Source organism: Niallia sp. FSL W8-0177, from assembly GCF_038006285.1.
GTDB classification, from domain to species: Bacteria; Bacillota; Bacilli; order Bacillales; family Cytobacillaceae; genus Niallia; species Niallia circulans_A.
Map to the genome: position 1 here is coordinate 3,452,354 of NZ_JBBOUX010000001.1, position 24,430 is coordinate 3,476,783.

The 24,430-nt window shown below is 36.3% G+C and carries 20 protein-coding genes; 11 read left to right on the forward strand and 9 right to left on the reverse strand.

The genetic code is table 11. The features are described from left to right. Window positions 1-734: 734 nt before the first annotated feature. The 9 genes from NST77_RS16830 (at window position 735) to NST77_RS16870 (ending at window position 9,500) form a co-directional block, all read left to right on the forward strand. Entirely contained in the window at window positions 735-1,055 is a 321-nt protein-coding gene (locus NST77_RS16830) for a Na-translocating system protein MpsC family protein (RefSeq protein WP_047944423.1), read from the forward strand. Between the two features lie 204 nt (window positions 1,056-1,259). After that, window positions 1,260-2,306 carry an ABC transporter substrate-binding protein gene (locus tag NST77_RS16835; RefSeq protein WP_171510358.1) on the forward strand — a complete coding sequence of 349 codons (1,047 nt, stop codon included), beginning with the start codon at window positions 1,260-1,262 and terminating at the stop codon, window positions 2,304-2,306. Window positions 2,307-2,323: 17 nt separating this feature from the next. Continuing rightward, window positions 2,324-3,271, forward strand: a complete 948-nt coding sequence (locus tag NST77_RS16840; protein WP_095329805.1) for a nucleoside hydrolase — start codon at window positions 2,324-2,326, stop codon at window positions 3,269-3,271. 4 nt (window positions 3,272-3,275) lie between these two features. After that, window positions 3,276-4,097: an ABC transporter permease gene (locus NST77_RS16845; RefSeq protein WP_095329804.1), complete on the forward strand. Its 822-nt coding sequence runs from the start codon at window positions 3,276-3,278 to the stop codon at window positions 4,095-4,097. Between the two features lie 6 nt (window positions 4,098-4,103). After that, entirely contained in the window at window positions 4,104-4,892 is a 789-nt protein-coding gene (locus NST77_RS16850; protein ID WP_047944426.1) for an ABC transporter permease, read from the forward strand. Between the two features lie 12 nt (window positions 4,893-4,904). Further along, window positions 4,905-5,963: an ABC transporter ATP-binding protein gene (locus tag NST77_RS16855; RefSeq protein ID WP_047944427.1), complete on the forward strand. Its 1,059-nt coding sequence runs from the start codon at window positions 4,905-4,907 to the stop codon at window positions 5,961-5,963. A 13-nt stretch (window positions 5,964-5,976) separates the two neighbouring features. Next, entirely contained in the window at window positions 5,977-7,683 is a 1,707-nt protein-coding gene (locus tag NST77_RS16860; protein WP_341123248.1) for an adenine deaminase C-terminal domain-containing protein, read from the forward strand. A gap of 292 nt (window positions 7,684-7,975) precedes the next feature. Next, a complete protein-coding gene (locus tag NST77_RS16865) occupies window positions 7,976-8,614 on the forward strand; it encodes a hypothetical protein (protein ID WP_095329801.1) in 639 nt (212 codons plus the stop codon). A gap of 19 nt (window positions 8,615-8,633) precedes the next feature. Then, window positions 8,634-9,500, forward strand: a complete 867-nt coding sequence (locus tag NST77_RS16870) for a metal-dependent hydrolase (protein ID WP_095329800.1) — start codon at window positions 8,634-8,636, stop codon at window positions 9,498-9,500. 114 nt (window positions 9,501-9,614) lie between these two features. Here the strand turns inward: NST77_RS16870 and NST77_RS16875 are convergent, their stop codons facing one another. The 7 genes from NST77_RS16875 to NST77_RS16905 all read right to left on the reverse strand — a co-directional run bounded on the left by NST77_RS16875 (window position 9,615) and on the right by NST77_RS16905 (window position 19,710). Continuing rightward, window positions 9,615-12,203: a LamG-like jellyroll fold domain-containing protein gene (locus tag NST77_RS16875; protein ID WP_341123249.1), complete on the reverse strand. Its 2,589-nt coding sequence runs from the start codon at window positions 12,201-12,203 to the stop codon at window positions 9,615-9,617. A gap of 65 nt (window positions 12,204-12,268) precedes the next feature. Then, window positions 12,269-14,023 carry a glycoside hydrolase family 35 protein gene (locus NST77_RS16880; RefSeq protein WP_095329798.1) on the reverse strand — a complete coding sequence of 585 codons (1,755 nt, stop codon included), beginning with the start codon at window positions 14,021-14,023 and terminating at the stop codon, window positions 12,269-12,271. Between the two features lie 403 nt (window positions 14,024-14,426). After that, the gene (locus NST77_RS16885) at window positions 14,427-15,689 is read right to left on the reverse strand and encodes a glycoside hydrolase family 27 protein (RefSeq protein WP_095329796.1); all 1,263 of its coding nucleotides are present in this window, start codon (window positions 15,687-15,689) and stop codon (window positions 14,427-14,429) included. 152 nt (window positions 15,690-15,841) lie between these two features. Next, window positions 15,842-16,519, reverse strand: coding sequence for a hypothetical protein (locus tag NST77_RS16890; protein ID WP_095329795.1), 678 nt, complete (start codon window positions 16,517-16,519; stop codon window positions 15,842-15,844). A gap of 14 nt (window positions 16,520-16,533) precedes the next feature. Continuing rightward, on the reverse strand, window positions 16,534-17,403 hold the full coding sequence (locus tag NST77_RS16895) for a carbohydrate ABC transporter permease (RefSeq protein WP_095329794.1): 870 nt from the start codon (window positions 17,401-17,403) through the stop codon (window positions 16,534-16,536). Between the two features lies 1 nt (window position 17,404). Continuing rightward, complete coding sequence (locus NST77_RS16900) at window positions 17,405-18,334, reverse strand: carbohydrate ABC transporter permease (RefSeq protein WP_341123251.1); 930 nt, start codon at window positions 18,332-18,334, stop codon at window positions 17,405-17,407. Between the two features lie 80 nt (window positions 18,335-18,414). Next, on the reverse strand, window positions 18,415-19,710 hold the full coding sequence (locus NST77_RS16905; protein ID WP_095329793.1) for an ABC transporter substrate-binding protein: 1,296 nt from the start codon (window positions 19,708-19,710) through the stop codon (window positions 18,415-18,417). A 329-nt stretch (window positions 19,711-20,039) separates the two neighbouring features. Here NST77_RS16905 and NST77_RS16910 point away from each other — a divergent pair, with 329 nt between their 5' ends. After that, on the forward strand, window positions 20,040-20,960 hold the full coding sequence (locus tag NST77_RS16910; protein WP_095329792.1) for an ArsR/SmtB family transcription factor: 921 nt from the start codon (window positions 20,040-20,042) through the stop codon (window positions 20,958-20,960). A 136-nt stretch (window positions 20,961-21,096) separates the two neighbouring features. On the opposite strand, the gene NST77_RS16915 is transcribed toward NST77_RS16910, so the two are convergent. Continuing rightward, window positions 21,097-22,227 (reverse strand): DUF2264 domain-containing protein, encoded by a 1,131-nt coding sequence (locus NST77_RS16915; RefSeq protein WP_341123253.1) that lies wholly within the window; start codon window positions 22,225-22,227, stop codon window positions 21,097-21,099. Window positions 22,228-22,394: 167 nt separating this feature from the next. Between NST77_RS16915 and NST77_RS16920 the strand changes: the two genes are divergently transcribed. Then, complete coding sequence (locus NST77_RS16920) at window positions 22,395-23,420, forward strand: LacI family DNA-binding transcriptional regulator (RefSeq protein WP_341123254.1); 1,026 nt, start codon at window positions 22,395-22,397, stop codon at window positions 23,418-23,420. Between the two features lie 14 nt (window positions 23,421-23,434). Here NST77_RS16920 and NST77_RS16925 read toward each other — a convergent pair whose 3' ends face one another. Next, on the reverse strand, window positions 23,435-24,265 hold the full coding sequence (locus tag NST77_RS16925; protein WP_341123255.1) for a hypothetical protein: 831 nt from the start codon (window positions 24,263-24,265) through the stop codon (window positions 23,435-23,437). Window positions 24,266-24,430: the final 165 nt, after the last annotated feature.

A 24,430-nucleotide genomic window follows, 5' to 3' on the forward strand; every position in this document is an offset into this window, starting at 1 on the left:
GATAAGAGTAATTTCTAAGCTTAGTGATTGTCTTTATTCTGTGTCTTTTGCGCACTAACCAACCTATTATTCGTTTTCACAACTTAAATGTTCGTTCTCAACCCCTCTTTCTTTTAGAGAATATGCGTATCCTTCCTTGCATAGGTCTTTATGGTAAATAAATGTATCAGATACATGGATACTTATGGCAGCTGTCTCTATAGCTGTAACAGTTCTATCTGGGTTAAACATTCCAGTATACAAAAAACTATATATGAAATGAATCCAGGCTTCTTATTAAGTACAATCGCAGTAGTGCTAGTCAGCTTAACAACTTAAAAAACATCAAATGAAATTGAAACACATTATCATCAAATGGAAGAAATCTTGAAAATGAAAGCTTGGGACGCTTTGACCGGTCCAAGCTTTCTACCTAAAATAATGATAAAAAATCTAACAAAAGACTAGTAAAATAAAAGATGATATATTAAGGTTATGAATAGATTTAATTTTAATAATATTTAAATAGATATTCCTTTGATTCATTCTATCTAGGTTAAAGGGAATCATCAGAAATGCTCCCCTCCCTCTCCTTATGCTTATAGTTCGCCTTTTACCATATTACTTCCTCTTAAAACGACAAAATTATATTTTTTTCGCCAAAATCCGCACATTCTATTGAATTATTTAAAAATGATATGTATAATAACCAATATCAATAGTTTGGCAGGTGATTTATCATCGATGCAAATGAAATGAAAAGATTTCTATCTCAGGTATACAATAAGATTTCAAAAGATTTGTTTGGTGCTGGAACGACATTATTGAAGGTAACGATTGATCAGAATGTGATTACACTTCAAGCGAAGCATCCACGTGCCCCTCGCTCTGCTGCTCTCGAAGGAGAAGTACCGAGCCTTAAACAAGAGGTTGACTTTCATCTGTCCTTACTTTTTAAGAAAAAGCTAAAAGAACAACTAGAAGAAACGACAAATTGGAATATTGAAGCGATTCTTAGGGATTATGATTCTTTCACACAGCTTGCTTTTACAAACATTGTATTAACTAAACATTAATCTTGGATTTCTTCTTGGATTTATCTAAGCAGAACGCCACTATATACAAAAGATAAGTTTAATCTTTGTTTACAAAGAAAAGACAATCTTAAGTAGAAGGATAATTCTATTTAAGCTTGTCTTTTTTTATTATTTATAGCTTGCGAGAAAGATCGTTTCCTAAAGCCTAAAAAACTAAATCATTCGGAGGGTTCTAAAATGAAAATGAAAAAATTAGTTAGTGCAGTAGCCGCATCATCCTTTTTATTATTAGCAGCATGCAGTTCCGATGACACATCAAACAGTAAAGAAAAAAAAGAAAAGCTAGTTGTTTCCACTTGGGGTTTTAATGAAGATTTCTTCCGCAGTGAAATTTATGCACCATTCGAAAAAGAGAACAATGTAGAAATCGTTTTAGATACAGGTAATAACGCAGACCGCTTAAACAAAGTGAGACAAGGAAATTCAGATGTTGACGTCATCTTTTTATCCGACTATTACGCCCAGCAAGGAATTGAAGATAAAGTTTTCGAAACGATTGATCGCAGCAAGCTGACTAATCTAGACAATATTTATGAAACGGCAAAAGCTCCACTTGGTGAAGAGTATGGACCTGCCTACACTATAGCGCAATTTGGAATTGCTTATAATCCAGATGAAGTAGCAAAACCCGTTACTTCTTGGAAAGACCTATGGAGTGCAGATTTAAAGGGAAAAATTACAATCCCAAGCATTACCTCTACAACAGGCCCAATGATGGTAGACGTGGCTTCTTTAGTTAGCGGTGAACAAACTTTTAGCGAAGATAAAGCCTTTAAACAATTAAAATCCTTAATGCCAAGTGTTGTAAAAGAATATGGTCAAACTTCTGAATATGTAAATATGTTTGCTCAAGGAGAAATTGCCGCTGGTCCGATCATGGAAATGTACTTTGCTGATTTAAAAGAAGCAGTTCCTAATGCTGAATTTGTTACACCTGCTGAAGGTGGATATGCCGTTATGAATACAGTAAACATCGTAAAAGGTTCAGACCAAAAAGAACTATCAGAAAAATTCATCAACTATATTTTAGGAAAAGAAGCACAAGAAAAATCAGCTAAAAATAAAGTAGATTCACCGGTTAATACGCAAGTCAAATTAACAGAAGAAGAAGCACAAGGGTTAACATATGGCGAAAAGGTAATCACTAGCTTGCACACATTAGATATGAAATTTATCAACGATAACTTAAAGGGCTGGATTGATCGCTGGAACCGCGAGCTAGTTCAATAATAGAAAAGAGGGTCATCATGAAAGAGAAGCTGATATTGGATGTAGACACTGGCATTGATGATGCAATTGGTATTCTACTAGCCGTGAAAAGCAAAGCATTTGATATTCTAGGGATTACAACTGTTAATGGCAATGTCTCCCTAGACCAAGCAACAACAAACACATGCAAAATACTAGATTTAGTAAAAGCAGATCATATTCCAGTAATAAAAGGAGCTGCCACCCCCCTCGTACGGGCACCATTCTTCGAACATCGCATACATGGAGAAGATGGTTTAGGCGGAGCACTAAAGGAGACAGCTGTCACTCATCCAGTGAGTGATGGCTTCGCTCCCGACTTTTTAATCAATTCCATTTTAAGCTTTTCGGGCGAAGTAACATTAGTGTTTACTGGTCCCTTAACCAATTTAGCCTTAGCCGTGAAAAAATGTCCGCAAATTACGAATCATGTGAAAGAAGTTATTTTTATGGGTGGGGTTGTAAAAGGTCCAGGTAATGTAACGCCAACTGCTGAATTTAACAGCTATGTCGATCCCGAAGCAGTAAAAATCGTCTTACATGCAGGCTTTCCTGCTATCACGCAAGTCGGATTAGATGTAACAAGAAAAGCATTATTAACGAAAGATCATCTTCATTTAATAACGGATAAATCATTACAAGATTATATTGCTCAAAGTACAAATGACTATCAACAAAAATATTTTAACCGGTACGGAGTCCATGCTTGCGCTATGCATGACCCGCTCGCTGTAGGAATTGCCCTCAATAAAGGCCTAGTACAAACAGAAAAGTATTTTGTCGATGTTGAAACAAGAAGTGAATTATGTGATGGTCAGCTCGTCTGTGATTTTCAAAATCGTCTACAAAGAGAAGCAAATTTACATATTTCCTTACAAGTAGATGCTGATGCCTTCTTCCAGATGTTTATTGACATTTTGAATGGTCACTTTGAGGAAAGGGAGTGACGTCTTGAAGAAACGATATTTATATTTACTTTTACTGCCAGGAGTATTATTTTTAACAATATTTTTAGTAATACCCATTCTTTCAATGATGGGGACAACCTTTAATGACGGAGGATCCTTTAGTTTGCAAGGATATATCGACTTTTTTAAAGATAAATACTTTATCGATATCCTTCTTACTACTTTACGCGTTAGTTTACTCACAACTTTTATCTGTATTTTAATTGGATTTCCCGTTTCCTATTATATCGCGAAGCTTCCTAGCAAAAGAAAAGCGGTTCTCCTGTTATTCACGATTTTTCCATTGCTGACAAGTCCCGTTGTTCGTTCCTTTAGCTGGATGATTATTATTGGGAAAAATGGTGTGTTAAATAAAACGTTATTGAGTCTAGGGCTTATTCAAGAACCTTTAAATATTTTATATACGCCTAATGCAATTATTATCGGTTTAGTTCACCTTTTTCTTCCATTAATTATCGTAACGCTTGTTGGTGTAATGGAGAATATCGACAATGATTTACTGCGCGCAGCAGAAAGTCTTGGTGCTTCCAAAATGGCATCCTTTATGAAAATCATTGTGCCATTATGTGTTCCCGGCCTTGTGATTGGAAGTATTTTAGTATTTGTGGGCAGCTTTACCGCATATACTACACCTGCTTTGCTCGGTGGAAAACAACGGGTTATCTCCACTTTTCTTTATCAAAATGCAATTACCTTAAATGACTGGAAACTTGCCTCTATTGTGGCAACTATAATGATTATTTGTACCTTTATCATTATTTCGATCATGAATGGTGTTGCGAAAAAACTAAATCCAAAGGGGTAAACGTGTATGCAGGAAAAACATAGAGGATTGGCCCTGTTTACGATCCTTGTTTTTATTTTTTTACTTGGGCCGCTTGTAATAATATCGATTACCTCTTTTGAGAGTGGAAGTATTCTGAAATTCCCTCCAGAAGAGTTTTCCCTTAGATGGTATGAGAATATTTTTAAAGTGGAAATGTTTTTAAGCACCTTTAAAACATCCATTATTGTATCCATAGCAGGAAACATTTTAGCATTACTACTTGGTGTACCAGCAGCCTATGCGCTTAGCCGCTTTAACTTTGCTGGCAAAGGGATCATTAATGCTATCTTCGTTTCTCCGATTCTTATTCCAGGAATCGTTCTAGGTTTCTCGTTTTTGCGCTATATTGTTGTGACCTATAACCTTCCTATTTATTTATCCTTATTTATCGGTCATACAGTCATCATGCTGCCATTTATTATTCGCGTCATTTCTTCTAGTCTGGCAAACTTTGATTTTTCCATAGAAGAAGCGGCACTTAGTCTTGGTGCGAATCGAATTGGTACATTCTTTCGTGTTGTATTGCCAAACATTAAATCTGGCATTATCGCCGCTGTCATGATTGCTTTTTTAGAGTCCTTCAACAATGTGGATATTTCGGTTTATATGACTGGACCCGGTGTCAGTACGTTCCCTATTCAAATGCTGCTTTATGTAGAGAATTATTTTGATCCTACTGTTGCAGCCATCTCTGTTCTATTAATGTTCTTAACTGCTATCTTTATGTTTGTAGTGGAAAGATTAATGGGATTGTCTTATTTCACGAAAAGATAATGGAGGATAAAAATGGCTTTATTTACTTTAGAAAATGTATCCGTAGCATATGAAAAGAAAAATATATTAGAAGATTTTAATTTAAGTATTGAAAAAGGACAGCTTGTTTCCCTGTTAGGTCCAAGCGGCTGTGGAAAAACAACGACATTGCGCTTAATTGCAGGATTTTTAGAAGCAAGTAAAGGAAAATTTATTTTTGAAGGTAAAGATTATACAAAGGTTCCTGTGAACAAACGAAATTTCGGCTTTGTTTTTCAAAACTATGCGCTCTTTCCTCACCTATCTATTTTTGACAATATTGCATTTGGCTTGCGATTACGAAAAATCAACAAAAAGGAAATCGAGAAACGCGTTTTAAATATGCTGGAGATCGTTAACTTAAGGGGATTTGAACAACGATTTCCCAGCGAGCTATCTGGTGGTCAAAGACAACGTGTGGCAATCGCAAGAGCTTTAGTAATCGAACCTGATATTCTATTATTTGATGAACCACTAAGTAACCTTGATGCAAACCTTAGGGTCAATATGAGAGTAGAGATTCGCAGAATTCAGCAAGAACTAGGAATCACTACTGTTTACGTCTCCCATGACCAAGAAGAATGCTTCTCGATTTCAGATCAAGTTGCCATTATGAATAAAGGAGTCATTGAACAGTTGAGCGACCCAGCGACCATTTATCAATATCCCGAAACAAAGTTCGTTGCTGACTTTATCGGCTTTAAAAACTTCATTTCTTTTGATAAACGGACAGATCACAAGGATCATATCGAACTTGAAAAGGCTGGATTGATCTTCAAGGTTGATCGACATGCACATATGGAAAATCACAATAAAAAAGTGGGCGCCATTCGTCCCGATGATTTTATGATGGAGCCAAGCACAGCTGCTATCCCAACGAATGGAATGAAGGGAATCATTAAAATTACGACATTCCTTGGCAGAAGCTATCAATATGTGGTAGAAACAGCCCTCGGTGATTTTACGATTAATAAAGAAATGGTTCAGCCATTTAAAAACGGACAAGAAGTAACGGTAATTATTCCACAGAATCAAATGGTACTAGTGGAATAGAGGAGGGTTTTTCGTGCAAGTAGATACACTCGTTTTGAACGGAATTGTGTTTAATAGTTATTTTAAACAATTTAGAAAAGAAAATATTGCGATTAAAGATGGAAAGTTCTTTTATATCGGAAAAAAGGGAAAAGAATTTTTCCAAGCAAAAGAGACGGTTGACGCTGATGGAAAGTATATCATTCCAGGCTTAATTGATATTCACTTGCATATTGAAAGTACGATGGTTACACCTGCAACCTTTTCATATGGATTAATAAAGAATGGAGTTACAACTATCGTCCCAGAACCCCATGAAATGGCCAATGTATTTGGAATTGCTGGGGTAAAAGAAATGATTAAGGCAAGCGAAAATGAAGTGGTCGATATGTTTTATGGCATCCCGAGCTCTGTTCCAGCTACTGCAATGGAAACGACCGGCGGCGCAATTGAAATAGAGGATATCGAAGAATTGCTGCAAACAGAGTCCATCAAATGCCTAGGCGAAATCATGAATTACTATGATGTTCTCACAAAGCCAGATTGCAAAACCAATCAAATTCTCGACTTTGTTCGCAGCAACTATCCTGAACTAATAATTGAAGGCCATGTTCCTAAGCTATTAGATGATGAGTTACAAGAAATTGCTTTTGCTGGCGTCGGCTCCGACCATACTCACCAGACTGTGGAAGGAATGATGGAAAGAATTGCAATTGGCATGTTTTTAGAAATTCAAGAAAAATCGATGACAAAAGAAGTGATCGACTATCTCAGTGCAAATCCAGTTAAAGAACATTTTTGTTTTGTGACAGATGATGTAATGGCAGATTCTTTTCAAAGAAGAGGCCATTTAAATGTCTTGCTAAAGAAAGCTATTGCTATGGGAATGTCCATGGAGGACGCCATTTATGCTTGCACCTATACTCCTGCACAGCGGATGAGAATGTATGATAGAGGCGTTATCGCCCCAAGTAAAATAGCTGATTTTGTAATGGTGAGTAATATCGCAGACTTTTCCATTGATGCTGTATATAAAAACGGCCAAAAAGTTTTTGACCGAGACCTCCCTTATGTGCAAAGAGCGGTCTCCAAACAATTCCCTGCCTCTTTCTATGAAAGTGTAAAGCTTGCTCCCTTAAAGGCAGAGGATTTTGAAGTACCTATCGAAACAAAGAAAAAAAGGGTGACTGTCCGTACGATTCATGTACAAAATGGCTCTACTTTTACAGAAGAAAGACAAGATACACTTGCAGTGGAAGAAGGCAAACTACAATGGATGAATAGCGCTTATTGTTTAGTGAAAACATTTGAACGCTATGGGAAAAATAACAATCAAGCACATGGCTTAATTGGCGGAGATATTTTAAAAAAGGGTGCTGTTGCCACCACCTACTCCCATGATAATCACAACTTATTAGTAGTCGGAAAAAACAAAGCAGATATGCAGCTCGCTGCAAATGAAGTCATCAAAAACCAAGGCGGCATCTGCTGTGTCTATAATGGAAAAATCCTCTCCATGGTGCCACTACCAGTTGGAGGCATTCTATCGGAAGAACCTTTAGAAGTCATAGCATCACAGGTAGAAGAATTAACAGATGCTTTAAAGTCATTAGGTTACGAACATTATAATGTAATCATGTCATTAAGCACCCTGTCCCTGCCAGTAAGCCCAGCCCTAAAAATAACAGACCACGGCTTAATTGCAGTAAACGAAGGCAAAGTTGTTTCCTTTGAAGTATAAGGACATTTCTTGTGATGTCATTTTTGGCGAAGGAAAAACTTTTCTGTTTTAACCCCTTGATAGAACGTACAAGAGAGAGTTCTCACAATTTGCTTTGTGGGGATTCTCTTTTTTTATTTGCAGTTTGTGAAACTGTAAGGATCTTCTTTTAATAGATGATAAGTATGGGACATTTCTCCACTTCTATTTTTGAGGAAGCAGAAGAACGTCTCTATGTTTCCCACCAAGAACTTGCTATAATGGAAGTAAAGTTAAAGATTACTTAAATTATACATGTATTGGTGATGATTATATGAACAGGATATTATGGGCTACTTTTATTTTTGTTGTGTTATTTGCGGGACTGGCAATAGGCAGTTCACTGGAAGTGTTAAATCCAACCACCATCAATGGCATTTTCTCCATCCTTCTTTCTGTTTTTATTATGTTTCTTTTAGATAGCTTCTTGCATCTGCTGTCTAATAGTGAAACAAGCTGGAAAAAGAAGCATTATAAAAGTTTGTTAGAATGGGTTGATGATGGAGGAAACGGCGGCAGAAGACTGGAACAAAATCTTTTGAAAGACATTAAACCGAAGTATAATCTTTTAGACAACCTTGAGCTTATCAAACAGGCATTCACTAAACTCGAGAAGGAAAAAAGAGAACTCTTACTAGCTTACTTTAAGGCACAAAGAAACTCAGTTTCCCTTCCTGCCACCATTATGGCCATTTTTTCTACTCTATTCGCTGGCATCCTGTTGTATTTCATTCAACACCCAGGGATATTCCGTATAGAAATTAGCGTCAATGCTGACTTTGCTTTCATTGTACAGCTATTTACTTGGATTTTCTTTTTTATCATTGTAATGTATCACCTTGTCAAAATGAATAAAAGAGCATCCACCAAAAATGAACTATTTATCGAAATATTGGAGAAACTAAAGGACTGATTGTGAGAACGGGGGAAATATGGATACTATTACACATACTTTATTTGGTATAGGAATCTATAAAAGTGTTAATAAAGAAAAAATGACTAGAAAAGAAAAATATGCCCTGCTTGTTACATCCATAGGCGCTAGCCAAATCCCTGATATTGATGTTATCTCCCAGCTCTGGGACACTACAGGACAGTATCAGATGTGGCATAGAGGCATTACCCATTCTATTTTTCTAGCTCCTATATGGGCTTTAATCTTTTACATGATCAGCCGTTTTGCTTTTAAAATAAAAGGATTTCAATCATTCTATATTGCCCTTCTCGCCGTTTTCATCCACAATACTAGTGATGTATTCAACGCATGGGGAACAGGTTATCTCGAACCATTTTCATCTGTTCGTTTAACTTTCGGAACAGTTCCGATTGTGGATTTGGTGATATGGTTTATCTTTTTACTAACCTTTATTGGTTCCAAAGTTTATCCTAAAGTAAATCCTCATGTATTATTCCGTATTGGCTGGATTCTAATTGCACTTCATGTCGCTATCCAATCTCTTCAGGGTGCTATTTTATTCCAAAACTATAAAACGGATTATCAGGATGTCGCGCTGTCTGCCAGCTTTATCCCTTGGCATTTTACCATTATCGGAAAAAATGCTGATACGGTCGATATCATTAATGATTCCCTTCTAACAAAAGCTAAATTTGTGGACAGACTTACTTCAAGCGATGAAGTGGACCTTGATTACCTATTTGCAGAAAATCCTGCAGCTGCAACATTATACAGATGGTCGCCATTTGTAGTTGTAGTAGATGACGACAATAGAATCGGCATTTATGATCCACGCTTTTACCGAAATGGAGAATCTTTTTTAGGAGAGTATTTAGATAAATAATCTTATCCTATGACAGCTATCAAAATAGTACTATGCTAGACCAGGAAAAAGACCAATTGGCGGGATTTCCCACGATTGGTCTTTTTGTTCATAATCCACACAGTATGTGTTTTTCTACTCTGCTTTCGTTACATTTTCCTTATCGTTTTTTGCATATACTTGCACTTCTACTAACCCATTAGCCCAGTTCCCATTACTATTATCATTCACACGCTTTATTGCAGATACTGATAGACGAACGTACCTAAATTTGCCTTTTAAAGGGGTTGATTTAAACCCTGCCCATGTATTTTGGGACTCATCCGCTATTTCAACCCAATTCTCATTATTATTAGAACCATACACCTTGTATTGATAATACATTTCCGATCCATTATATAATCGAAATGCAATATCTATTCTAGAAAGGTCATACGCTTCTTCTAAATCGACAGTATAATCAAATGGGGCATTACCTGGGCGATACCAATGTGTATTATCTCCTGAGGTCCTTAAATTAAAATCATATCCATCATTCGCTAATTCAATTGGTCTTTCAAGGTCTTCTTCATTTGAACCATATGCTGTTTTCCCCTGTGAAACTAATGATATTCCTTCTGGCAAGCTGATATTTCCATCTTCCACATTCACTTTCCAGCCAGTGGCGTATTTCATGGACGCAGTATGATTTTCTCTGTCAATCGTTAACGGCAGCCACACATATCTAGAATCGCCCAGTTGCTTCGAATTCCAACGATCTCCCATATATACATATTGTTTTGTTCCATCTTGCTTAGTGATCGTCATAATATTGGTAGATTGACTATAATACGTACTATTGTTCCCAAGTGCAGCATGCTCTAAGATAAGTCCATCGCTTCCTTTTAGCGGTGTCCATCCATCGGGATTTGTTATATCGTTTGTATATCCTACCGTTGACTGATTTGGCAGCCATCCAGATTGACCGGATGTCACTAGGTAATATCCGTCATTCTCCACATGAACGATGGCAGGAGCTTCTCGGCCAACTCCTTCATAGAAGTTATAGGATTCAAAGACTGGATCTTTGCTATCTGATGATGAAAATGGATATGTTGTAAAGTCTACATCATCAAAACGGTCATTTAATCGGTGGATTCTCATCGAATGTCCTTCAGAAGAAATCAAGTATGCGGTATCTCCTTCTTGAAATACAGTGAAATCTCTCGAAACATAACCATATTTCTGTGGATCGTTTTGTTCAGAGACTGGTATTTGCTCCCTATCTCCAGCTTTAAAATATTCTTCATCTGTATACCATCCATTATTATTTCTCCAGTTTCTTTCGGTTCCTCCCGGACGCCAATGTCCTTGAAATACATAGGGGCCTTCAGGTTTATCAGCTGTTGCCACCATTATTTGACTGGAGGAATAGCCACTTCCATCCTCCCAGTGTCCCCATAATACATATTTCTTTGTTTTTTCGTTATAAAGGAGCTTTGGCCGTTCCACCTTGCTATACTGTAATCCTAATTCAGCACCAGGTACTGTTTCCGAAAATTGGTCCAAGATATTTCCTTCATTTTGCCAATTCACCAAATCTCTTGATGAATATAAGCTCACTGCAAAAAAGTTTGCGCTATTGTGTATTTTATTCTCTCCAACCCAATAATAGATTGGTTTACCATCCGGTGCTGTTTGTTGTAAGAAGCCTCCCCCATGTGCCTGAATATGATTTCCTTCTGTATCCAACCATGTATCTCCTACAGGGATTCCAAGTTCCGAATAATCAACTGTTTCTCGAACGTGCGCTGCATATTGAAAAGCTTGCTCTATTTGTGCTTTAGCCCTATTTAAGTCTTGAATGGTTATTTGCTCTTGTGCAAGGAGTTCTTCAGCATTTGTTAAAGCTCGAGTTATATTATTCCAAGTGCTTACCGTAAAGGTTCCCTTCTCTGTATCCTTATATTCATTATAAATTTCTGCTAGGCTTTCTTTTACACTTGCTAGATAACTCGTTTCAATTTCTTCCTCTGTTAGAGCTCTTGAATAAATTTTCACATCATCAATTAATCCTTGAAAGTACTCTCCATTGCCCCAATTCGCTTTTCCTAATTGAATAATTCCTCCAGTCTCCGATAAAATATCTTTTAGTTTATACGTACTCTCCTTCGTATCCTGCTGTATACCATCTACAAAAATAGTTGTTCTATTTTTGTTCACTACTAAATCAATATGTTTCCAAGAAGTACTGGATAGGGCACTTAGATTATTCCCTGGTCGAGCACCTTTATTATAGTATCGTTCTACTATAACATCACTGGTTTTATCCATTATCCCTAAATAACGCTCCTGTTGGTAAGATTGTGTTTTTTCATCGCTGGAAGCATAAAATACCCAACCATTTCCTCCTTCCGGTTTGCTATTATAAGAAATAGTTATTTCGTCTTTACTTTTTAATAATGGCTTACCGTTTTTCTTTTTGACTTGAAGCCAAAAGGTTTCACTCAGCTTTGCTGCTTTTCCACGTGGGGCATCTACATAAACAGGATTCCCTTGAACTTCAGCCTTTGCTCCTGAACCAACAATCCCATTCACCGGATCATCAAAATGAAAGCTTGCTATCAATGCATCATCAATGGAATTCTCCTTTGCTAATACTTCTTGTCCAATAAAGTACTGAGAAAAAAGTGTAATGAAAGTCAGAGCGGCAATCTTCATCAAATTATTTGAGTTAATTATCATTGTTCCCTCCTTTGGACTTATAAAGAACTTTAGTTTTATAAAAAGTCGTTTACTAACATGATCACTTAGTCTTTGCTAAGTTTGGGCAAATCTGTTAATGTAATCGACTCTCCAACCTTACCTTCTGATTCAAAAACAATAATTTCATTAATACCTTGCTTTAAGAGAGGACCTGGAATATAAAGACGCTGCTGCGGTCCTTTTTCCCAGAATCGACCTATATTGAACCCATTGACGGTTATAAAGCCTTTCCCCCATCCTTCTAAATCAATAAATGTATCTCCTATAGTCGAAGCATTAAATGTAAACTGATAGAAAGCTGGCTGCCCGGATTGCCAGGTTGCTTCAAAGTCTAATTTATTCAGATTATCCATGGGTAAAGAATAGATATCCCATTCACTTTGAAAAGCTCCATTGATGATTACCCCATCCCGAATTCCTTTTTCTTGATGATTCATTTTTACGGAATAATTGACTCTCCCCATATTTTCCACTAGAATGCCTAATTGATTTTTTGGTTCTGTTAATTCAAATTCTAATTTCTGTCCTATTTCTAAATCATATTGCGTGGCTATATGGTTCTCATTAATAAAAATTTGTGCTCGATCCATACATTCAATCAAGCGAAAATCTTCAATTGGACGTGCCTTACCAATTTGACTTTGATAATAAATATATCCAGTCCCTTGATTCAACTCCTCCATTGTCAGTGGATAGTTATGATGGAACCTCTTGCTCAATTTATCAAGGTTATGGAATAAGGATGTTTTAGCCCGTACCTTTAATTCACCATAAGCAATTTTTTCTATTTCTGTTGAAAAACGCACTTCAGGTATAGTGGTAAATTTTGCAATTACTTCTTGAAATTTACGATACTTCGGTGTAATATCGCCCCATTCTGTAAGTAATGCATCATAATCATAACTTGTCACATCTGGCGCCAATTTCTCATAATAATTGGCACCACTTGTAAAGCCAAAGTTTGTCCCCCCATGGAACATATAAATATTCACTGATCCTTCTTCTAAAATATCGGCTAATTCGTGTGCAGATTCCTCTGCATCTGTCGTATGATGAATGACATCTCCCCATGCATCAAACCAACCAATCCAGAATTCCATCACCATTAGTGGTTTTTTTGTGCCATGAAATGCTCTAAGTCGTTTAAAATGTTCCTTCACTTTTGACCCACAGTTAATAGTTGGTAAAGCCGTTTCCGGGATAGAACCATTTTCTAACATATCTCCCCATGGTCCGTCAGAGGTGACGAACGGAACATTTACGCCATGACTCTTCATCATGTCCGCCATTCTCTCCATATAATTTTTATCATTGGCATATCCACCGTATTCATTTTCTACCTGCATCAAAATGATAGGGCCGCCATTTGTAATTTGCAAATCTACAACTTGAGGAAAAAGATGCGCAAAATAACTACTAATTTTTTCCATAAATTTCGGATTCTCAAAACGAACTTTCACACTTGGATCTTTAATCAGCCAGTACGGTAATCCCCCAAATTCCCATTCTGCACAAATATATGGAGCTGGACGAAGAATCACATACAAGCCTAAATCACCAGCTAGTTGAATAAATTTACGTACATCCAATCTTTTTTCAAAATCGTATATTCCTTGATGCGGCTCATGTAAATTCCAAGGAACATAAGTTTCTACCGTATTACAGCCCAATGCTTTTAATTTTTCCAAGCGGTCTAACCAGTACTCTGGAACCACCCGAAAATAATGGATGGCACCTGATATAATTTTGAATGGCTGATTATCTAGATAAAAATCATCCTTTATTTCAAACCTCTTCATTTTTATACACCTCTCTATTTAAGTAGTAAAATATTGTATTTGCCCTTTTGTACTTCTCTATTTCTTTTTGCAAATAGGAGGGAATATCTAAAAACACACAGTGACCAAGATGCAGGAGATGTTTCTTCATGGATTCTCTGCCAAGCAAAAAGTGATTTGATTCTAGTTGATTTTCAATCATCTAGTAAACTGACTTGTGACTGGTGTGGCAGGCATGATAGAGCTGCGGCAATTGCTGTTTGTAGGTTACTTAAAATGGTAGAGTTAATAGGGAATTCAGAAGAACCACCTTAAAAACTATTAACTGTTTTAACAGAGTAAGGCTGTAATTTTGCTAGAAATGCAGACTGTTCAGCAGTTTATAGAATTTAAGATGACAATGATATGCAGACATTCCATGTTGCTACTTTCTAATTAATATTGCCCCGTGAGCATTTACTATTTGTTTTTCCAAGCAGGTATCCTTATTCCCCCATAAATCTCTCACTACTTTATTCGCTCCAATAAATCTATTAGATAGCTCACTAGGAATCTCAAGATTAGAGTCACCCACATTAAAGAGGGCAATATATTCATTATGTTCACTTCGTCCTTCCCAAACGATCCAGTTATCATCTCGATAAGCTTGTCGACGATATGTCAGCGTTCGATACATATCTAGTACTTCTTCATTTGTAAATAAGCTTAGAGTAAAATCATCAATATCCGGCAATGTTCCACCATACATTAATGGGGATTGGAAAATGGTCCATAAGGTCATCAACAAATACTGTTCGTTCTTTGTAAACCTTGTCCAGTTATCTCCCCCTCCTCCATCCACAGCCCGAATCCCAATATGGCCCAATGGCAACATATCGCAATCTGGCCAATTTCCCGGGCGAACATAGGAAACCCACTCAGCTGCTCGATCAAACATTCGATATAACGCATCCCAATGATCCCAGAAATCATCCGTTAATCTCCACATATTGGCGTGATCCTGCAAAAATGTTCCATTTTTCAACTGTGCAGGACCAGGAGATAAAGAAAGAACAATCGGTCGCTTGGTTTTATCAATCGCTTTACGAATTGCTGCAATTTCTTTTTTATGGGCATCATCATATAATCTTGAATAAGCGATATCATCCACTTTAATGAAATCTACACCCCATGAAGCATAAAGCTCTATTAGCGAATCATAGTACAGCTGACCTTCTGGCAAATCAACGTTTACGCCATACATATCCGAATTCCAAGGACAAATATTATTCAACGCAATATCTCTGGCTCGTTTATCCGTTCCTTTAATAGCCGTATTTTGATGAACAGCCTGTCTAGGAATTCCCCGCATGATATGAATGCCAAACTTCAATCCTAATTGATGAATATATTCCCCCAAAGCTTTAAAACCTTGTCCATTACTAGAGGAAGGAAAGCGATTCTCTGCCGGAATTAATCTAGAATAGTCATCCATATTCAAAGGGAAAAATTGATTATATCTAGTCGATTTGGCAGCTGGCTCTGCCCATTGAATATCTACTACAATATACTCCCATCCATATGATTTAAGATGCTTGCTCATAAATAAAGCATGCTCTCTCACTTCTTCTTCTCTAACAGACGCACCATAACAATCCCAGCTGTTCCACCCCATAGGTGGAGTCTTAGCAAAATATAAAAATGTCATATAATTTTCACCTCAAGAATATTGATAACGTTTTCAACAGTATGATAATAACAGAAGAATAAATTAACCACTTCAATATACTCTATGTAAAAAGACCTTGGATATCCCATTTCCGCAGATAAACAGTACTTCTTTCTTGAGATAATTTCTTTCTAAGCTGCTTCTTCTATTTCTCGATTTACAAAGTCTATTACTGGTTTAAAATTTATCATACATAACAGAATAGCTACCGATGCCCCAAACATCAATAAATAGATTGGAAATAGTTTCAATAAAATAAAGGTTCCTATCAAAATTAAAAAATTCAAATTACTTCTTATAGACTTTACTATTGCTAATTTAATAGTTAAGATGGCTGTTTCTTTAATCGTCTGCTTCCAGTTCGCCATTACAATTAGGAAGTTAATCGTAAATGTAATAAGAACTAATAGAAAAAGGATGTTTAACCAAAAAAGTACTTGGAGTCTTGGCAGTTGTGCAGTAATAAAGATATTTCCGACCATAATCCATAAAAAAAACAGCAATATTAAAGACAGCTTCAAAAGTCTTTTATATCCTATTTTTAAATGAATAAAGAAATTCTTCATAACCTTCGGCTCAGTTGTAACATCTTTCAACGTTCTAATAACAGCATAGGTGGAAGGAACGAGAGTCACCGATGAAAGATAAAGGATAGGCAAAGTCCCTAGGCGTATATCCAAAATAAAAATTAATACTGCGAATGGTAAGTTCATGAGCAAAAAGAGCATATTCATTTCAAATAACCAAATAATATAGTTAAAGTAACTAGAGTAATGATAGAGTCTGTATAACCACTCGTCTTTTTTCATAGGTGACTCCTTTCTTATTTCGTTCCACTGCTACCTACACCCAATTTCAATTGGAACAAATATTTCTGACCAAAGAAATACAACAGAATTTGTGGTATTGACAAAAGCAATGATAAACACATAACAAGAGACGTATTAAGTGTACCTGTAGGGTTTGTGGATGCTGATAAATTCGCAGCACCTAAAGCTAAGGTAAATTTACTTGAATCGGAAATATAAATTAATGGGCCCATTACATCTCCCCAAGCATGATTAAAAGTAAAGATGGCAATTGCCGCCAGCGCAGGCATGATGAGGGGCAATACTATTTTCCGATAGATACCAAAATTATTTAATCCGTCCATCTCAGCTGCTTCATAAAGAGAACCAGGAATGGCAGTCATAAATTGTCTTGTAAAGAAAACGTTATATGCTGAAGCAAAAAATTGTGGAATAATTAACGGCCACAACGTATTATATAAACCTAAGTTTCTAAAGATAACAAAAACTGGAATCAGTGTTATTTGAGCAGGAAGCATCATTGTCGCTAACAATAATAGAAAATATTTGTTCTTATGCTTATATTTCATCTGAGCAAATCCGTATGCTACCAATGAACTTGAAAATATCTGCCCGATAATACTTAAAATAACGACAAACATGGTATTTAAGAACCATAACCCTATCGGGCGAGATCCCCCAAATATATTAGAAAATAGTTCTATGAAATTTCTCCAATAAAACTCCTTTGGAAAGAAGGTGAAGTTTTGTATGATGTTTGTCTCCGGAGACGCAAGCGAAATCGAAACCATATATAAAAATGGGGCAAATAATATGAAACCAAAGAAACAAAGTACTAGGTACACCACTATTTTCTTCGGCAAATTTAAATGTCTATCTAACATATTATTTAACCTCCTCTTCGTAGAATACCCACATCTTGGATGATCTTAAGACAATCAAGGAGAGAACCAAAATGATCGCAAATAAGACCCATGCCATCGCGGAAGCATATCCCATTCGATAATAGGAAAATGCATTTTTATAAAGATAAGGAACAATCATGGAGCTGGCGTTATCTGGTCCACCATCTGTTAATAAATACACTTGGGTGAATGTTTGTAAGGATCCAATAATCCCCGTAATTAAATTGAAGAAGATAACTGGTGAAATCAGCGGTATTGTAATCGATCTAAACATTTTCAAACGGCTTGCTCCTTCCATCATTGCCGCTTCATACATTTCGTCCCCAATACTGTTAATGGCGGAAAGCAATAAAACCATCGTACCTCCCACACCCCACAGTGCTAGTAAGACAAATCCATATAGTACAGCTCCTTTTTCAAGTAACCAAGCCGGACCATCAATACCAATGTAACCCAATACTTTATTTAACAATCCATTTGCAGCTAAAATATTGGTAAATAAAATAGAGCTGGCAACGATAGGAACAATTGCAGGTAGATAATATAAGGTTCTAAAGAATCTCATGCCTTTTAATTTAAAGCTAAGTAAATATGCCATACCAAGTGAAACCAATAAGCTTACCGGAACACTCATAAGTGCATAAATGAACGTATTCTTTACACTTAGAAGAAATATTTGGTCTTTAAATAGATTGATATAATTCTCCAGTCCAACAAACTCCATTTTTGTTAGCATATCCCAGTCTGTAAAGCTCATAATAAACGAATAAATCATCGGTCCTACTGTTAATCCAAGAAACCCAATTAACCATGGAGAGATGAAAATAAAGAACCATCTTCTATTCATTTTAACGCGGTGCTCTTTACTAGATATTTTGGACATTGTAGATTCTGCCAATTTCACTTCCATCATTCTGGCCTCCCTCATGAGATATGTGTGAGGATTCCTCCATGAAACCGCTCACACATAGTAGTTATCACTCTACTAACTTAATATTTTGCAACAATATCAGTTAAATTCTTTTGCAGTGTAGAAAGAGTCTCTTCAGGAGTTAAGTTCCCTAGTAGCATTTCTTTAATTTTCGCACGCGCTTCTGTTGTCGCTTCTGAATACCAAGGACCAGTTAATAATTCATCAATCACGACACGTTCTTGGGCAACCGGAATCGCACTTAAATCAATCTCATGACCTTCAACCTTTTGATTTAAGAACTCATCGGAATTTAAGGTTTTTAAGTTTGCAGGACAGTCATACAAACCTTTTCCTACTAATTGTTGCGCTTCCTCACTAGCCATATATTCAATAAACTTCCAAGATGCTTCTTGTTCTTTCTCACTAGATTGAGTAGAAATAGTTAATGCACTACCAGTTGACCAAGATGTTTTTTCTGTTCCAATCGGCATAGGGGCAATTCCGTAATCAAATTTGTCTCCAATTACTTTTGCATTACTATTCATATCCCAGAATCCTGTCATATTCATTCCGACAAGCCCTGCCTGAAAACGGTTAACTTTATCTTCGGCAATTTGATAAGAGACACTCCACTTTTTAAAAGCTTCATCATACGCTTTGATGGTTGCTTGGTTTTCTGCTGAATCAATTACAACTTTGCCATCCTCGATTACAGCTCCGCCATTTGCTCGCAGGAAGTTGCCCCAAATTAATTGATAGTCACCTGCTGTACTTCCCCATTGATCAATTTCACCATCACCATTAGTGTCTTTTGTCAAGGTTTCTGCAGCCTTATAATAATCATCGATTGTCCAATTTTCATTTGGATATTCAATTCCCGCTTCATCAAATAAAACTTTATTGTAGTATAAAAGGGAAGAGCCGCCACGATCTGGTATACCAAAAATTTTATTATCTAATGTATAAAGATCAATAGCACTTCCCCATGTTGCTGCAATATCGATATTTGCTTCTTTAATTTTATCGGTCAAATCTATAAATGCATTTTTGGATGCAAAACCAGAACCGTTTTCTGCTACTTGTGCTACATCCGGTGCTTGTTTACCAGCAATCATGGTCTGTAGCTTTGTATCATAATCATCGGCAACGGTTATCGTTTTTACTTTGATATCAGGATTTTCCTTTTCGAAATTTTCAATTCTTTCTTGGTAAACTCCTTCAAAAGTTTCATCTCCGCCCCAATGCATAAATTCAATTGTCGTTTTGCCGTCGCCTGAGTCTGCATCAGAATTAGCGGCGCCTGCACAGGCAGTAGATAAGAGAGTAGTGGAAGCAAGCAATACTGAAAACCCTAGTTTTTTCCATTTTTTCATTTGTTGAGACCTCCCGATTTTTACTTTTTCTCCTTACTCATACTGAAAGAATAACTTTTTTACTAAAAAAAGTAAGCTAGTTATGATTTCGGACTGCAATATATATTTTGATTTAATAATATTGTTTCCGCTTTCATGTTTTTATGATAAGCTTTTACCAATTAAAAGTAAATAGCAAAAATAATAATTTTTTAGTAAAATAATAGGCAAAGATTAACTTTTTCTGACACATTACTTTAAAAGATAACTATTTTTTCTGTATTATCGAATAATCCTTGTGATCGATTAGTCTTACTACTAACTTTTTTTGGGAGAAGAGGAAAACAAAAATGAAAATAACCTTATCAGAAGAATCGCTGCCCATACTTGAGGCTATCGCTAGCTCTGTTCGCATTAAAATTATTAAACTACTTTCTACCAAACGTATGAATGTTAAGGAATTAGCACACGAGCTTGGTTTGAGTAATCCAGTTGTTGCAAAACATATTAAAATCTTAGAGGAATCCGGTGTGATAAAAACCGAAAAAATCCCTGGGAAGGCTGGTCTACAAAAGCAGTCGATATTAAAAGTCGATTTAATAGAAATTGAATTTCCAAAGAAAATATTTCAAGCTTTCGAATTTTACGAAACCTCTATTCCTATTGGACAATATGTCGATTACCTTATTACCCCTACTTGCGGAATCGCCAGTATAGAACATCTTATCGGGGAGTATGACGAACCTAAATACTTTATGGATACTGATCGATTTAATGCAGCAATATTATGGTTTACAACAGGCTTTCTCGAATATAAAATCATTAATCCTTTAAAGAATACAGATAAATTAGAAATGGTTGATATAAACTTAGAAATCTCCTCTGAATTTCCTGGGGGAAATAATGTCTGGCCATCTGATATAACATTTTCCTTGAATAATGTGGAAATTGGTACGTGGACTAGCCCTGGTGATTTCGTTGACACGAAAGGAAAGTACAATCCAGACTGGTGGTCACCAAAACTTAATCAGTATGGTACGAATTTAAAAATTAGAATTACTGATTATGGAGTTTGGATAAACGGAAAACAGCTTACATGGATTTCTTTTAATCGCCTTGCTCTTGAAAAAAGCGTATGGAGTCTTCGGATAGAAGTCAAAGAAGATGCCGAAAACGTCGGTGGATGCACACTATTCGGTAAAGGCTTCGGAAATTATAATCAGAACATTGATTTTAAGTTTTACTATACAGATAAAGAAGAGCCCTTTTAATTTAGGGTTTGGTTACATACTGAACAATAGACGACTAAAAAGGAGAGGTGAAAACCTCCCCTTAAAAACGTTCATCAAAAAAAACGCCAATATTACGAATAATCGTTTACCGTTCGTTTGGACTCACTTTAATCTTCTAAATGCTCTGATCAATCGCACCCTCTTTCCCTTGCCATATTTTTTTACTACTCCATTCTTCATCCTGATCATTCCAAAAAGCGTCTTCTTCAGATAATCCCAGTGGTAAAAACACTGCTGAACAGAGATATAAGCTTCCAATGCCAATATAAGATTCCGCTAATGCAGGTTGATGTCCATATACTCCGGGTAACAACCACCCTTTTTCATCAAAGGTTCCAGGTGCTTGCATTCCTTTTTCCATTATAGCTGTTAACCCACATCTGACTTGAGCAGGAGTGACTGTAGCAGGCAAGGCATGTTGCAATGCTGATTGAGCTAAAGCTTGAAATGCTCCAAATCGATATGTACTAGATCGGCCAATCACAGGATAAGTTCCATCAGGTCCTATCATTCTTTCTTGAATTGCTGCATAACGAATGAATCTTGGCAGCATTTTTTCCCGATAATTTTCCAGCTCTTTACTTTGGTGATAGAATAGATTTAATATATCTATTGCCATCGGCTGTATAACAAAGCTGTTGTAATAATCCCAATGGAAGACTGGACCATCCCCATAAACGCCATCCCCTACATACCAATCGTCTAATAGTCTAATAGCATAAATTACTCGAAGCAAATCGTATTCCTTCTCTCCTAGAACATATAATGCTCCTTCTACCATGGCAGAAAAAAGATTCCAATTCATATTAGGAGGCATTGTTCTTCTCGTTGACTTTAGTGCTAGAATAATATTTTCTCGCACATACTTTGGAAGCGCGTCTCCAATTTGTTTCGGCGCACGAATAATCGAATGAGCTAAAAAAGCAGCATCAACTAGTGGTTGACCCGGGTCGGTAAAGTTCATGTAGTCCTTAGAGTATGGATTTGTTGATTTATCTAAACACAGAAGAACCATTTGTCGATATCTCTTTTGCATCTTTCTTTCTGACGATTCCGAGATAGAATCTAACTCAAGCCACGGAGCGATACCAGTCATCGTTCGTCCAAAAGCTTCTAACATTCCATATGATTTACGATCGGGATGAAAATCTGTTGGCAATTCTTGATGTAATTTCTCTTCACTTAATGCCTTAATTACTGGATATGCGATCTTATCCATTGCTTCTAACCATTTTCTTCTCGTCATAAGTAAAACTCTCCATTCCATTAAAAATTTTCTATCATTGATCTGGCTCAGAAATTGATAAAACCAAATCCCTCTCCTTTTTGACTAAATAAACAGGAAACATCGTAGTTTTTTTCCTAAAGTTCAGATATTATTATATTAAAAGAATTACTGAAAGGAATTTACATATGGCCACTATTACAGATATTGCCGAAAAAGCTGGTGTCTCCATTTCTACCGTCTCTCGCGTATTAAATCAGGACAAAAATTTATCCGTAACGGAGGACACAAAACGTAAAATATTTGAAATTGCGGAAGAATTAAACTACACAAAATACAAACAAAAGAAAAAGAAAAGTGCGGAACAAAAAGCAAAGCAAAAAAGCATTGCCATTATACAGTGGCGTATTGGCGAACAAGAGTTAGATGATATTTATTATATGTCTATAAGAATAGGAGCCGAAAGAAAAGCCCAAGAACTTGGCTATTATTTAATGAAATACTCTGATCTAAATGATTCTTTAAGCAATGTTGATGGAGTACTTTGCATCGGAAAATTCGATAAAATTACGATTGATAAGATACTATCAAAAAATGACAATGTGGTTTTTGTCGGCACAAATTTTCCTTTAAACAACTTCGATACTGTTAATAGCGATTTCTCTTATGCTGCCGAATTAGCATTGCAGCATCTGCTCGAACTTGGACATAAAAGAATAGCCTTTATAGGTGCAGAAGAAAGTAATAATTTATATGGCTATCGTACGTACCGCACTCCAGTAACGAACACTTACATAGACATGATGAAACATTTGGGATATTATGACGAAAAATATTTTTTCGTTGCAACAAATACTTACCTATCAGCTGAAACTGGTACAGATCTAGCTAGACAAGCTTTGGCAAAATGGGGGGGAAATCTTCCTACTGCTATCCTTGCTGGTAATGACGCTATGGCTATTGGCATTATGAACGTGTTAACTGCAAATAATATAAAAATACCAGCGGATATCTCTATTATTGGCATCAATGACTTAGCGTTCAGTCAATATACCAATCCTCCCCTTTCAACCGTACGAATTTTCACAGAAGAAATGGGGGAAATCGGTATGGAGACATTGAATCAAAGAATTTCCTCTCCAAAAATAGATCGCAGAATCATATTAACTACTGAATTAATCAAAAGGGCTTCCACCGCTAAACCACGTGAATAAGGAAAATTGCTTCCTTATAATTTATTTATTCCATATACTTCAAATTCGGTCAAAGCAGGAAACGGTGACTCATCCTCTGCTTTGACCAAGTTTGTTAATTGAACATATTTTACCGCTCTCTTTTTAAAATAAAAAAATTGTGGACTTGTGTTTTTCTGCAAGCTGAATGTTTCGCTTGATGCGTCTGAAAATAGCAAGGTAACTTCGGTCCAATAACTATCGTGAGGGAAATCTGCTCTGATTGTTATACCAATCTTATCTACCTCAACCAATCTACCAAAATCAATTGTCAATGTTGCATCAGACTGCCGATTTATTCCCCAAGATTGGTACGGATAGGACCCATGACTATTATTTGCATATATTCCGTTTATTGCATTGCACGCAAAGAATGTTGCATCATTTCTAGTTTCTACATTTGCACTCGCATGAGGATAAGCTCCTGAAAACTCCTTTTGATCATGAGGATTTAATGCCCAATTCTGATATCTTCTAATCTCTTCATTTGTCGCATATCTAACACCTAAATAATGTCTTTTGCTCTTAAAACGATGATCTGGCATTGCCTCTTTTGCCGTTTGCTCCATGTTTATTCTGTACGTCCAGCTATGACTTGGAATAAAGACAATTGTACTATCCAGACTTTCATCTAGCTTAACCATCAAATATTGATTTTTCTGTGCTACAAATATATTAATCTCATCCCCCTCTTCAAATATAAAATCTTGGGAAGCAATATAGCACATAGTATCTCCAGCACTTTCTAAGTTGTGACTTTCCTCTTCATAATCATTCCTCCCCTTTTTTATATTTCCATATTTATCACTGATACTTAATTTAAGCATTACATCCACCTCCATTGATTCTTTTTTGAATTATAATGTTTTTTTAGTACAAATACTACAAAAATTTCTGTTTTTTTACTTTTGATTATTACATAAAAAATCCTAAAGATCAGATTCAATCAACAATTATCATTGATAAATAAGGGTTCATTTTAAAATCACGCA